Raw genomic sequence first — 13,590 nt, forward strand, 5'->3', positions numbered from 1 at the left:
AAGATGCCCGTGCCGATCTTCTGGTTGTAGGCCAGACCCTGACCACCGACGTTGGACCCGAGGGTGCCGACGTCCTTGAGGCCGATCGACAGCTTGAAGCCGACGACCCGCCAGCCCAGGAACCGCTTGCCCTCGGGAACCGTGATCCCCTCGGGGGCCTTCGGCGCCTCGGTGGGGGCAGCGCTCGGGGCGCCCTGCTTCCAGTCACCGTGGTGGTGGTTGTTGCCGCCGGGGTTCCAGTCGCCGAAGACCGGCTCGACCGCGAGCTTGGACCAGCCCGTGGTCTTGTCGTTCTCCAGCTGGGCCTTGTACTTGTAGGCGTCCCACTTGTTCGTGAAGATCTTCGACACGAAGCGGCCGTGGGTGCCACCCTCGGTGGGGACGACGCCGTTGTAGACCGTGACGAACGCGTAGTCGCGGTCGCCGTCCTCGTACACGCTGTAGTCGTAGTGCGTGTAAGCGGTCTTACCGACGTAGATGCCCCAGGGGGTCTTGCCCTCGTAGTAGCCGGGGATGAAGACCCACTTGTCCAGGGTGGTCGCGTTCGACTTGGTGTCGTAGACGCAGTGACCCGCGGTCGCCACCAGGTTCTTGTACTGGCCCTGGACCGAGGTGGCCGAGCACCAGTGCGGCTTGTGGTCGGCGCCGATGAAGAACACCTTGCCGGTGGTCTTCGGCAGGTTCACGTTCTTCAGCGTGCCGGTGGCGGCCTTCTGGTCGCCGCTGGAGCCCACGACGCCGGCCTTGTCGTCAGCGGAAACCCCGCCGGTCGACACGTGCTTGGTGGGGACCTGGGTCTCCACCGTGTACGGGGTGGCGTTGATCAGGTTGGCCTTGGCCTGGCCGTACCAGAACGCCGCGACCTGCTGGGCCGCGAGGTTGGTGTTGGCCAGGTTGACGGCCGGGACCTCGTCGGCGTGAGCCGGAGCAGCGATCGCCGCGGAGGCCAGCAGGCCGGCCGCGATCCCGCCCAGAGCGAGAGTGCGCTTCATAACTTTTCTCCTGGTCTGTCGTGAGGCGTCACCTGCGCCCCATCCGTCAGTGAGGAACGGGGAGAAAGCTATAGGAGCAAATGGGGTGGCGTAAGTAGGTTCGTGACCGTGCTCCGGGAGGGGAGTGCCGCACTCGGAAGGTGTGGATCAGGGGGTGGCGGACCGTTTTGGCTGATCGCCAAAGGTGCCGAACGGGCGTCCGCTGCGTTCCGTCTTGGACCGGTTCAGGGGCGACTGTGATGCAAATCACAGTTTCCGAGGAAACCGAAGCGGTGTGCTGTCCCGTCAAAGAGGTCGCAATCGGCATGGAGCGAAGACTGCCGACCATCTGGACAACTGTCCGCAAAATGGGACGTACGTCCGTGTTCGTAACCGTCGACCGATCGGCTGGGGGAGAGTCCGAACCCCGCCGAGCCACTGGGAAAGCTCCCGCGCCTCGATGGCCGGCACTGTAGTGCGTCCGTTGATCGTCACTGGTCGACCTTGATTCGTCGGATGACGGCTGACAGGTGATCGCGACAGAAAGCGTTGACCCGACCGTCATGGTTAATCGGTGCCAATGGCCCGGACTGGGATATTCGGGGCGACCGCGAATCTGCCCGGCGTCGTGCCCAGGAGCGCGGCGGCGCTGTCGACGACATGGGACGAAGCGGCCTGCCGAACCGCCGCTCGACCAGGAATCTCCGCTAGGGCGCACTGCGCCGGGTTGTGCGCGAAAACGGGAAAAGGGCCCGGCTGGAGGCCGGGCCCTTTCCTTGACTCTGCTTTACCGGGGGGAAGATCAGACGATCTTGCCGGACCAGTTGGCGGCAGCGGTCTTGTAGACGGCCAGCGTCTCACCGTCGAAGTACGGCGAAACGTTGGTGTCGATGCGCTTGTTGCCGTCGGTGTCGGAGACCGCGATGGTCACACCGTTGAGGTAGCCGAGCCGCTTGGTGTTGCTGTAGCGGTACAGCCACGCCGAACCGATGGAGCCCTCGCCGGTGAAGGAGGACTTGATGCCCACCAGCTCCTCGGCCTTCACGGACGGCGCAGCCGCCTTGAAGGTCTTGCCGTAGGCCCACTTCTGGGTCTTGCCGGAGAAGGCGTAGTTGCCGTCCGGGTGCGACCCGCTCGGGTAACCGAACTCGAAGATACCCGTGCCGATCTTCTGGTTGTAGGCCAGACCCTGACCACCGACGTTGGACCCGAGGGTACCGACGTCCTTGAGGCCGATCGACAGACCGAACCCGACGACCTTGTAGCCCTTGAAGACCTTCGCGGTGAAGGTCCGCTTGAAGTACCGGTACTCGGGCTGCGCGGGGGCGGCGCTCGCGGACGCGCTGGCGGCCGGGCTGGCAGCCGGGCTCGCGGCGGCGGCCGGGGCCGCAGCCTTCACGCGCCAGAAGAGGGTCGACCCGTCCCGGCTGACGTAGGAGTCCCTCCAGGAACGGTAGTCTTCCTTCTTGATCTCCACGGGAGCGGACGCGCTCGTGCCCTCGGCCCAGGGGCCGTTGCCCTTCAGGTCCTTGCCCGCGTTCCAAGCGGCGAAGTCGGCGACGCTGACGGCCGTCTCCTTGCCGTACTTCGGCGAGAGCTTGTTGATCTCGACGACCTGGAGCTTGGAGTAGCCCGTGGTCTTGTCGTTCTCGAGCTTCTTCTTCGCCCACTCGGCCGCCCACTTGGTGGGGTAGACCCGGGACTCGTACTTGCCGCCGCTGGTGCCACCCTCGGTGGGGATGACGCCGTTGTAGACCGTGACGAACGCGTAGTCGCGGTCGCCGTCCTCGTACACGCTGTAGTCGTAGTGCGTGTAAGCGGTCTTGCCGACGTAGATGCCCCAGGGGGTCTTGCCCTCGTAGTAGCCGGGGATGAAGACCCACTTGTCCAGGGTGGTCGCGTTCGACTTGGTGTCGTACACGCAGTGACCCGCGGTCGCCACCAGGTTCTTGTACTGGCCCTGCACGGCGGTCGCCGAGCACCAGTGCGGCTTGTCGTCGGCGCCGATGAAGAACACCTTGCCGGTGGTCTTCGGCAGGTTCACGTTCTTCAGGTTGCCGGTGGCAGCCTTCTGGTCACCGCTGGAGCCCACGACGCCGGCCTTGTCGCTGGCCGACACACCACCGGTCGACACGTGCTTGGTGGGGACCGTGGTCTCCACCGCGTACGGGGTGGCGCTGATCAGGTTGGCCTTGTGCTGGCCGTACCAGAACGCCGCGACCTGCTGGGCCGCGTAGTTCGTGTTGGCCAGGTTGACGGCCGGGACCTCGTCGGCGTGAGCCGGAGCAGCGATCGCCGCGGAGGCCAGCAGGCCGGCCGCGACCCCGCCCAGAGCGAGAGTGCGCTTCATAACTTTCTCCTGGTCTGTCGTGAGGCGTCACCTGCGCCCCATCCGTCAGTGAGGAACGGGAAGAAAGCTATACGACCAATTGGAGTGACGTAAGTGGAATTGGTTGGTTCGCGCATTGCCTCCAACTCCGGCGCCTTCAGCCGTTCCTGAAGGGAAGCTGAAAATCGGCTGATCATGGACTGTGCGGAGCGACGCCTGTCACGCTGCGCATCGGATCGATCACTACAAAATGTGACCCAAATCACAGGTTTGGACGAAACCAGATGCCTGGGGGATTGCGTCGGAGTGTGCCCTTTCGCCTGGACCGTGGTCCGTGTGACCGCCCCGGGGACGCGGAAAAATGATCAAGGGGGAGCGTGAATGTGCACGTCGATCCCACAGTGACCGAGGCGCGACCGCCCCCGGACCGCCGGGCGTCGCCTCGGCCTGCTCCGGTTCCGCCGTGCCGGACGCGTCGCGACGCGACGGCCGCCGTACGGCGAGAACCCTTCCTGAAGGGTTCCTGAGTCCTCCCGCGGAGGGGGGTTACCAAGCGGTAAGCGGCCTGATCGGATCTCCGGTGTTCATCGCGTCATTCGGAGCGGCCGAAAAGGGATGCGCGGGGTGCCGGTAGTGCCGCTTATGGAATGGCAATGCCGTTCGCGACGCGCATTCTCCGGGTGGCTGGACGGGTTTTCGAGGGCGGTTCCGGTCGCGATCGCCGTGGATTGTCCGCGGATGGCCGGTGGCGATTGTGCGTCCGTCTCGGAGAACGTGTGGCGACGAGCGTCGTTCGTGCTCCTGGCAGGTGCTGCCGACCGAGGTCGGAAGACTTTCCGCAGGTGGATAGGTACGTCGTCCATGCTCTGCTTCCCCGGGCGGATGTCCTCGCCGACGTCGGGCACCCACGGGTTGCCGTCCCTGAAGAAGAATCCCGGGAGCCGCCCGCATGCCTTACAGTCGATGAAGCAGTGCCATTCGAAAGATCCGCGAGAAAGCTTTCGGAAAAGCCGTGCTACTGACCCGTGACGCGTTTGCCCGGTGGCTTCTCTCCTTGTTTCTTCGAATGGGTCATGCAGTCGACTTTAACGCGTGGTCAGTGGTAATTGTTCTGATCAGTTGCATTGTTCGTGGCCTCGCCGGTCTTTATGCGAGGTGATTTCTCGCCGGGCCGTATCGGCGGCGTCACGAAGGCGGCCCTGACCCCGAGGAGGCGCGTTCCGTAATGCGGTTGTGGGGAGCTCGAGGCCGCATGCCGTACCCGCGAACTCGGCTGGAGTGATGAGGCGGTTGCCTCACAGCGGTCGCACGCCCGGAGGCCGGCCCTCTACGCGGCTCTGGCCCGCCGAGGGCGCTCCACGTGGCGATTACGGGCGGAACAGCGGCGCCACGGCGGCATCGTCGCGGTCGCGGGCAGACGGCCGGCGGCGTCGAACCGGTGCTCGGCCCGGGCAGGCTCGGTGGCCGGTAGCGGTCGCGCGCCCCTGGTCCCAGCTCACCTGGTCCCAGCTCGCCTGGTCCCAGCTCACCCGGTCCCAGCTCACCCGGTCCCAGCTCACCGGGGGCTCGTCGAGGGAACGGATCGGCGGCGGCTGCCGCCTGGCTCGACGGAGCCGATGACGCCGCCGCTGCGGCCCCGGCCCCTGGCGTCGAATCTCGCCGTTCCGGCGTCCTCGCGGGTGCCCTGCCGGAGGCGTAGCCGATCCGCACGGTGCTGCCTTTGGGCAAAAGGAAAGGGCCCGGCTGCGGACAGCCGGGCCCTCCTGACGTCAGGAGCCGGAGACTCAGACGATCTTGCCGGACCAGTTGGCCGCGGCGGTCTTGTAGACGGCCAGCGTCTCACCGTCGAAGTACGGCGAGATGCTGGTGTCGATGCGGCCGTTGCCGTCGGTGTCGGCGACACCGATGGTCACACCGTTCAGGTAACCGAGCCGCTTCGCGTTGCTGTAGCGGTACAGCCAGGACGAGCCGATGGCGCCCTCACCCGTGAAGGAGGACTTGACGCCCACGAGCTCCTCGCCCTTGACGGCCGCGGCGCTCGCCTTGAAGGTCTTGCCGTAGGCCCACTTGAGGGTCTTGCCGGTGAAGGCGTAGTTGCCGTCCGGGTGCGACCCGCTCGGGTAGCCGAACATGAAGATCGAGGTGCCGATCTTCTGGTTGTAGGCCAGGCCCTGACCACCCACGTTGGACCCGAGAGAGCCGACGTCCTTCAGGGTGATCTTCAGCGTGCCGTGCGGCCAGTGGTCGCCGCGCGTCTTCGCCCAGAACGTCCGCGCGTAGTACTTGTACTTCGCGCCGTGGTCGTCGTCGCAGTGGTCCTTGCCGCCGCCCCAGCGGTCGTCGCCCTTCGAGAAACCGCGGGGACCGTGGTCGTCGTCGCACCAGTCCGGCTTGCCCGTCGGCTTGCCGGTGGGAGTCGCGGTGACCGTGGCGGTCGCCGTGACGGTGGCGGTCGCGGTCGCCGTGACCGTGGCGGTCGCGGTGACGGTGGCGGTCGCCGTCGCGGTCGTCGTGACCGTGGTGGTCGGGTGCGGCTGCGGCTGCGTCGGGGGACGGAGGCTGTTCTGCTCGCCGCTCGGCGCGACCTTCGGCGTGAGCTTGTCGTCGTCCTTCGGACCCTTGCGGTCGTCGTCGCGGTCCCAGACCTTCTTGCGGAAGTACAGGGTCTTGCCGTCGCGGCTGACGTACCAGTCCGAGCGGCTGTGGTAGGCGCGCTCGCTGATCTCGTGGGTCTCGACGCCCGTGCCCCTGGCCCAGGGGCCGTTGCCGGTGAGGTCCCTGCCCCTGTTCAGGGCCTGGAACTGGCGAACGGAGACGGGCCCCACGTGCCAGCCGCGCTCGTCGTGGTCACGTCCGCCGCGGTACTTGCCGTCGCGGTCGTCCCACCTGCCGTGGCCGTCGTGGTCGTCCCACCTGCCGTGGCCGTCGTGGTCGTCCCACCTGCCGTGGTGGTCGTCGCGACCGTACCTGTCGTAGCTCACGTCCGTGACCTGGACACCGTTGTAGACCGTGACGAACGCGTAATCGCGGTCGCCGTCCTCGTACACGCTGTAGTCGTAGTGCGTGTAAGCGGTCTTGCCGACGTAGATGCCCCACGGGGTCTTGCCCTCGTAGTAGCCGGGGATGAAGACCCACTTGTCCAGGGTGGTCGCGTTCGACTTGGTGTCGTACACGCAGTGACCCGCGGTCGCCACCAGGTTCTTGTACTGCGACTGCACGGCGGTCGCCGAGCACCAGTGCGGCCTGTGGTCGGCGCCGATGAAGAACACCTTGCCGGTGGTCTTCGGCAGGTTCACGTTCTTCAGGCTGCCGGTGGCGGCCTTCTGGTCACCGCTGGAGCCCACGACGCCGGCCTTGTCGCTGGCCGACACACCACCGGTCGACACGTGCTTGGCGGCGATCTTGGTCTCCACGCCGTACGGCGTGGCGTTGATCAGGTTGGCCCGCGCCTCACCGAACCAGAACGCGGCGATTTCCTTCGCGGCGAAGTTCGTCTTGGCGAGGTTGATGGACGGGATCTGGTCGGCGTGAGCCGGGGCGGCGATCGCCGCGGAGGCCAGCAGGCCGGCCGCGACCCCGCCGAGAGCGAGAGTGCGCTTCAAGTGGATCTCCCTGGTCTGTCGTGAGGCGTCACTTGCGCCCCATGCGTCAGTGAAGGAACGGTGGGAAGTTATAACGAGAAAGCCTCTGAAAACAGAAATTTCAGAGTTTCCTCTCCGCGCCCGCAGGGTCTTCGCCTCGCGGCGGTGGTGGCGCCGCCGTGGTGGCGCGGGTCTCGTCTTCGCTGATCACAGACCATGCGCCCCTCGGGGGGCGGGACCCGGGCTGGACCGATCCAAGAGACCACTGTGACGAAAATCACACCTATATCGGCATATCCATGCCGATGGCGAATGAGTCAATATCTGGTTGACCATTCGTCTGATGCGCCGTCGAAAGCGCCAAAAGCGACAAATGGCAGATACGGGCAGGTCTTGCTCCTATGAGGGCGTTTGTCGGCCTCAAATCCCGGCGAAGGTCCGAGCGGTTTCCGTCTCCGTGGCGACGGCGATCGAGTCCCGGCTTTCGAGCCGGCCGGACCGGGGGTGCCAGGGGCTCCGCCGGATCAGTGGGCGGCCGCGTCGGAGGCGTCGAAGGGGACCAGAAGCGTGCGCAGCAGGGCGGCGAGGGCCTGCTGTTCGTGCTGTTCGAGACCCGCGAGCAGTTCGCGTTCGCGCCGCAGCAGGTCGGCGAAGGCGGCGTCGACGCGGTGCATCCCGGCGGGGGTCAGCCGCACCAGCACGCCGCGCCGGTCCTCCGGGTCGGGACGCCGGACGACCAGCCCGGCGGCGGCCAGCCTGTCGATGCGGTTCGTCATCGTGCCGGAGGTCACCAGGGTGGCGCGCAGCAGCGCCCCCGGGCTCAGCTCGTACGGCTCGCCCGCGCGGCGCAGGGCCGTCAGCACGTCGAACTCCCACGACTCCATGTCGTGCGACGCGAAGGCCGCGCGGCGCTCGCGCTCCAGGTGCCGGCTCAGCCGGGAGACCCGGCTCAGCACCTCGAGAGGCGTCACGTCCAGGTCCGGGCGCTCCTGCTTCCAGGCTGCGACCAGCCGGTCCACCTCGTCTTCGGCGGGCCTCGAGAAGGTCATGGGCCGAGTCTAGCTTCTCTTGACATCGAGATATCTCCCGCGATATCGATTTATCTCGACGTCAAGATAACGGAGGGTCGCATGGGTGCGGATATCTGGGATCCGGAGGTCTACGAGCGGTACGCGGCCGAGCGCGGCCGCCCCTTCCACGAGCTCGTGGCCCGGGTGAGCGCGAGGTCGCCCGAGTATGTCGTCGACCTCGGCTGCGGCACCGGCGAGCTCACGGCGACCCTGTGCGATCGCTGGCCCGGCGCTCAGGTGCACGGCGTCGACTCCTCGCCCGCGATGATCGCCAAGGCGCCGCCGGGGCCGACGTTCGAGGTGGCCGACGTCCGCGACTGGCGCCCGCCGCGCCCGGTCGACGTGATCGTCTCGAACGCGCTCCTGCAGTGGATCCCCGAGCACCCCGACCTGCTGCGCCGGTGGAGGAACCATCTGACCGAGGGCGGCTGGCTCGCCTTCCAGGTGCCCGGCAACTTCCACGCGCCAAGTCACGCCGTCGTGCGCGAGCTGTGCCGTACGACCTGGCGGGAGGAGCTGGGCGACGTGCCGCGGGGCGTGCCGGTCGGGGATCCCGCCGACTACGTGGACCTGCTCGCCGGTCTCGGATTCGCCGTGGACGCGTGGGAGACCACCTACATGCATGTCCTGCCGGGCGAGGACGCCGTCCTGCACTGGATCAAGGGCACGGCCCTGCGGCCCATGCTCGACCGGCTGCCGCCCGAGCGCCACGCCGACTTCCTCGCCGACTGCGCCCGGGCCCTGCGCGCCGCCTACCCGCCCAGGCCGTACGGCACGCCGTTCCCGTTCCGGCGGATCTTCGTGGCCGCGCATCTGTAGGGCGCCTCCGGTACGACCCGAAGGGTGTCAGCGCCCCGATGGTGAGCAGGAAATCGCTGTTCACCTTCGAGTGGCAGTATGACCGCCAACCGGGATATTCAGGGGGAACGGTGGCGCTGGAGATCGAGGACAAGTTCGACGTTCCTGAGGGCTTCACCCTGCCCGACCTCAGCGGTGTGCCGGGCTGCGAGGGGGTGTCCGAACCGCTCTCCCACCGGCTGACCGCGGTCTACTTCGACACCGCGGACCTGCGGCTGGCGGCCCGGGGCGTCACCCTGCGCCGCCGGCGCGGCGGGGACGACGAGGGCTGGCACCTCAAGCTGCCCAAGGCCAAGGGCGCCCGTCAGGAGATCACCCGGCCGCTCACCCGCAGCGCCAAGGTGGTGCCCGCCGAGCTGGCGAGCCTCGTCCTCGCGTACACACGGGGCGCCCCGCTCGTGCCGGTGGCCCAGCTGGAGACCCGCCGGGGAATCACCCGGCTGCTCGGTCCGGGCGGCGCCGTGCTCGTGGAGGTCGCCGACGACCGGGTGAAGGGCACGGTGCTCGGAGACGAGCCGGTGGTGCGGCGCTGGCGCGAGGTCGAGGCCGAGCTCAAGGAGGGCGAGCGCGACCTTCTCAAGAAGGTGGCCAAGCGCCTGCGCAAGGCGGGCGCCGCTCCCGCGGACAGCGCGAGCAAACTCGCGCGCGTCCTGGGAGACCGCATACCCGCGCCGCCGCCGAGGACCCGGCCCGAGCCCGGTTCGGCCGGAGAGGTCGTCGTCGCCTACCTCCGCACTCACGCCGACGCGCTGATCGCGCAGGACCCGCACGTGCGGCTGGCCGGGGAGGACGCCGTCCACAAGGCCAGGGTCGCCTGCCGCCGCCTGCGCAGCGCGCTCAAGGCGTTCAAGCGGATCGTCGCCGGCACCGAGGACCTCCAGGAGGAGCTCAAGTGGCTCGGCGAGGTGCTGGGCGAGGCCCGTGACCTGGAGGTCATCCGGGCCCGCTTCGCCGGCCGCCTCGACGGCCTCGACCCCCGCTTCGTCACCGCCGACGCGCGCCGGAGACTGGGCGACGACCTGCTGGCCAGGGAGCACGACGCGTACGAGCGCATCCGGCGCGCGCTCAGCGAGGACCGCTACTTCGCGCTGCTCGACGCCCTCGACGCGCTGGTCGCCGATCCGCCGCTGACGGCCACGGCGGCCAAGGACGCGGACAAGGCGCTGGCGAAGATCGTGGACAGGAACTGGCGGCGGGTGACCGACGCCTACGAAACGGCGCGGCGCATGGAGGAGGGCGAGGAGCGGGAGACGGCCATGCATGACGTGCGCAAGGCCGCCAAGCGCGCCCGATACACGGCGGAGGCCGCCGGCATGTCCGGCCCGGCCGAGCGCGCCACGCAGGTGCAGGAGGTGCTCGGACGGCACCAGGACGGCGTCGTCGCCCAGGGCGTGCTGCTGGAGGAGGCGGAAAGGGCCCGGCAGGCCGGGGAGGACACCTTCACCTACGGCGTGCTGGCGGGCGTCGAGAGTGCCGAGGCGGCCCGGGCCCAGGAGGAGTTCCCTGCCGTCTGGTCCCGCCTCGCCTGAGCGCGCCTCGATCAGGAGACGTGACCGACGCACTCCAGCCTCAGGCCGTATGCCCCGCTGCCGGTCTCAGGTCGCATAGCGCTCCAGGCTCACGGCACGCTCTCTGCCGCCGACCCGGTGGAGTACGGCGAAGCCGCCCTTGGCGAGGGTGTGGTCGGCGGTGCGCACACCGCGCAGCGCCTCGCCGGCCATCCCCAGCAGCTCGGGCAGGATCTTGCCGTGGCTGCACAGCACGGCCGGCTCGGGCACGGTCAGCAGGTCGCGCACGATCAGTTCCGCCTCGCACGGGTCGTAGCCGCTCTCCGACAGCGCCGTCCGCTCGCGCACCTCCAGCCCGTGCCGATCGGCGTACGGCGTGAGCGTCTGCGTGCAGCGCCTGCTGTGCGAGCTGACCAGCACGGCCGGGCGGTAGGCACTCAGCACCGTGGCCAGGACCTCGGCCTGGGCGCGGCCGCGCTCGTCCAGCGGACGCCGGTCGTCGTCGCCTTTCCACTCCTGCCGGGAGCCCGCCAGCGCGTGCCGCAGCAGGATCAGCGGCGTGGTCACGAGGGGAGCGGCGCCGAGCGCACGCAGCAGGCCGCGGTCCCACACGTAGGTGAGGCGCCGCCGTGCCTCCTCGATCGGCAGCCACACCACCTCGTCGACCTCGTCGCCATCGGCCGCGACCCGGTCGTCGAGAGCGTGGGCGAGCCAGTAGTCCACCCGCTTGAGCCGGCCGTCGCGCATGTAGTGCACGGGCGGGAGCGCCCGGCCGAGCACGACCCGCAGGCCGGTCTCCTCACGCACCTCGCGCAGGGCCCCGGCGATCACGTGCTCGCCGTGCTTGAGCTTCCCCTTGGGCAGGCTCCAGTCGTCGTACGCCGGGCGGTGGACGAGGGCGACCTCCGGGTCGTCCTCGTTCCCCCGCCAGACGACCGCCCCGGCCGCCCTGATCATGCCCTTGGCCATACCCCTGACCCTGCCCTCGGCCGTCATTCCGTCACGTCGTCCACGGTCCGCCAGCGCCTCGCGGCGATCAGGTGGTGCTGGAGATCGACCTCGCCCCGATGGCGCAGCCACTTGCCGTCGGAGTGCAGCGTCCAGGCGGTGGTGGTGTCCCGGAAGGCCAGGTCGAGCAAGTCGGACAGATATCTGCGCTGCTGCGGGCTGGTGACCTTGACCAGCGCCTCGACCCGCCGGTCCAGGTTGCGGCGCATCAGGTCGGCGCTGCCGATCCAGATCTCCGGCCGCCGCCCTCCGCCGAACTCGTACACCCGGGAGTGTTCGAGGAAACGGCCGAGCACACTGCGTACGCGGATGTTCTCCGACAGACCGGGCACGCCGGGGCGCAGGGTGCAGATGCCGCGAACCCACAGGTCCACCGGCACCCCCGCCTGGGAGGCGCGATACAGCGCGTCGATGATCGGCTCGTCCACCATCGAGTTGGTCTTGATCCGGATCCGGGCCTGGCGGCCCGCCCCGCGGTGGGCGATCTCCTGCTCGATCCGGGCGAGCAGGCCCCGGCGTAGCGAGTCGGGCGCGACCAGCAGCCGGCGATACTCGGACTGGTGGGAGTAGCCGGTCAGGTGGATGAACAGGTCGGTGACGTCCTCGCCCACCTGCGGGTCGGCGGTGAGCAGGCCGAAGTCCTCGTACTGCCGGGCCGTCTTCGGGTTGTAGTTGCCGGTGCCGATGTGGCAGTAGCGCCGCAGCTCGCCGCCCGCCTCCTGGCGGACCACCATCGCCAGCTTGCAGTGCGTCTTGAGGCCGAGCACGCCGTAGACCACGTGGCACCCGGCCGTCTCCAGCTTGCGCGCCCAGGAGATGTTCGCGTGCTCGTCGAACCTCGCCTTGATCTCCACCACGACCACGACCTGCTTGCCCGCCTCGGCCGCGTCGATCAGCGCGTCCACGATCGGCGAGTCGCCGCTGGTGCGATAGAGGGTCTGCTTGATCGCCAGCACGTCCGGGTCGGCCGCCGCCTCCTCCACGAACCGCTGCACGCTCGTCGCGAACGAGTCGTACGGGTGGTGGATGAGGATGTCGCGCTCTCGGAGGGTGGCGAACAGGTCGTCCTCGGCGCTGATCGCCTCCGCCGGGACGAACGGCCGGTAGTGGAGCTCCGGGCGGTCGAGGTCGGCGATGGCGTGCAGCCCGGTTAAGTCGAGCGGCCCGGGCAGGCGGTAGATCTCGTTGTCCGACACGCCGAGCTCGTCCACCAGCAGTTCCAGCACCTGGGGGGTGATGGTGTCCTCGACCTCCAGCCGCACCGGCGGCCCGAACCTGCGGCGCAGCAGCTCGCGTTCCAGCGCCTTCATCAGGTTCTCCGTGACGTCCTCGTCGACCTCCAGGTCCTCGTTCCTGGTCACCCGGAAGACGTGGTGCTGCACGATCTGCATGCCCTTGAACAGCTCGCCCAGGTGGGCCGCGATCACGTCCTCCAGGGGGACGAACCGGTTCGGCGAGGCGTTCACGAACCGGGGGAGCTGCGAGGGGACCTTCACCCGTGCGAACACCGTGTGGCCGTTCTCCGGGTTCCGCACGGTCACGGCCAGGTTCAGCGAAAGACCCGAGATGTACGGGAACGGGTGGGCGGGATCGACGGCCAGCGGCGTCAGGACCGGCCGGATCCGCTCACGGAAGAGCTTGCGCAGAGCCGTCCGCTCGTCCCTGGCGAGGTCGTCCCAGCGGACGATCGCGATGCCCTCCTCGGCGAGCTCCGGGCAGATGCGGTCGTGGAAGACCGCCGCGTGCCTGCGCGCGAGCTCGTCGGCGACCGTCGCGATCCGCGACAGCGCCTCGCTCGGCTTCAGCCCGCCCGCCGTCCGCAGCAGCAGGCCGGTCGCCATCCGCCGTTTGAGCCCGGCCACCCGTACGCGGAAGAACTCGTCCAGGTTGCTCGCGAAGATGGCGAGGAACCTGACGCGTTCGAGCAGCGGCACCGAGGAGTCCTCCGCCAGCTCCAGGACGCGCTCGTTGAACTGGAGCCAGCTCTCCTCCCGGTTGAGGAATCGATCGTTGGGCAGCGGGGCGTGCGCGGGGAGGTCGGCCTCCTCCGGCTCAGGGGCGGGGGAGCTTTGGGCGGACATATAACGAAATATGCCCCAACTCGTTGAACGGAACGTTAACTTCGCCGCAACGAAAGCGTCAGGCTGGTTCCGGAGAGCCGCGTTCTCCCTGATCGCGCGCCTGCCGCGCCTTCCATGCATTGGCGACCACCGCCGCCCCGAGCCCCGCCTCTCACGGGCGTCGCCGGACCATCGCGAGCCGCTT

The 13,590-nt window shown here is 68.7% G+C and carries 7 protein-coding genes and 1 pseudogene; 2 read left to right on the forward strand and 6 right to left on the reverse strand.

Annotated features, from left to right (window positions below):
* The 4 genes and pseudogenes from ABZ860_RS15580 to ABZ860_RS15595 form a co-directional block, all read right to left on the reverse strand.
* Nucleotides 1-992 (reverse strand): annotated as a pseudogene (locus ABZ860_RS15580) (hypothetical protein); the annotation flags it as partial.
* A gap of 781 nt (nt 993-1,773) precedes the next feature.
* The gene (locus ABZ860_RS15585; RefSeq protein WP_357220299.1) at nt 1,774-3,321 is read right to left on the reverse strand and encodes a hypothetical protein; all 1,548 of its coding nucleotides are present in this window, start codon (nt 3,319-3,321) and stop codon (nt 1,774-1,776) included.
* 1,763 nt (nt 3,322-5,084) lie between these two features.
* A complete protein-coding gene (locus ABZ860_RS15590) occupies nt 5,085-6,902 on the reverse strand; it encodes a hypothetical protein (RefSeq protein ID WP_357220301.1) in 1,818 nt (605 codons plus the stop codon).
* Between the two features lie 503 nt (nt 6,903-7,405).
* Nucleotides 7,406-7,930: a MarR family transcriptional regulator gene (locus tag ABZ860_RS15595; protein ID WP_357220303.1), complete on the reverse strand. Its 525-nt coding sequence runs from the start codon at nt 7,928-7,930 to the stop codon at nt 7,406-7,408.
* Nucleotides 7,931-8,011: 81 nt separating this feature from the next.
* On the opposite strand from ABZ860_RS15595, the gene ABZ860_RS15600 reads away from it, so the two are divergent.
* Both ABZ860_RS15600 and ABZ860_RS15605 read left to right on the forward strand, forming a co-directional pair.
* A complete protein-coding gene (locus tag ABZ860_RS15600; protein ID WP_357220305.1) occupies nt 8,012-8,770 on the forward strand; it encodes a trans-aconitate 2-methyltransferase in 759 nt (252 codons plus the stop codon).
* Between the two features lie 38 nt (nt 8,771-8,808).
* Nucleotides 8,809-10,338, forward strand: coding sequence for a CYTH and CHAD domain-containing protein (locus tag ABZ860_RS15605; protein ID WP_357220307.1), 1,530 nt, complete (start codon nt 8,809-8,811; stop codon nt 10,336-10,338).
* 66 nt (nt 10,339-10,404) lie between these two features.
* Here the strand turns inward: ABZ860_RS15605 and ABZ860_RS15610 are convergent, their stop codons facing one another.
* Together ABZ860_RS15610 and ABZ860_RS15615 are read right to left on the reverse strand one after the other, a co-directional pair.
* A complete protein-coding gene (locus tag ABZ860_RS15610) occupies nt 10,405-11,286 on the reverse strand; it encodes an NUDIX hydrolase (protein WP_357220308.1) in 882 nt (293 codons plus the stop codon).
* Nucleotides 11,287-11,309: 23 nt separating this feature from the next.
* Nucleotides 11,310-13,406 (reverse strand): RNA degradosome polyphosphate kinase, encoded by a 2,097-nt coding sequence (locus tag ABZ860_RS15615; protein WP_357220310.1) that lies wholly within the window; start codon nt 13,404-13,406, stop codon nt 11,310-11,312.
* Between the last annotated feature and the right edge of the window lie 184 nt (nt 13,407-13,590).

This window comes from Microbispora sp. NPDC046973 (assembly GCF_040644495.1).
GTDB lineage: Bacteria > Actinomycetota > Actinomycetes > Streptosporangiales > Streptosporangiaceae > Microbispora.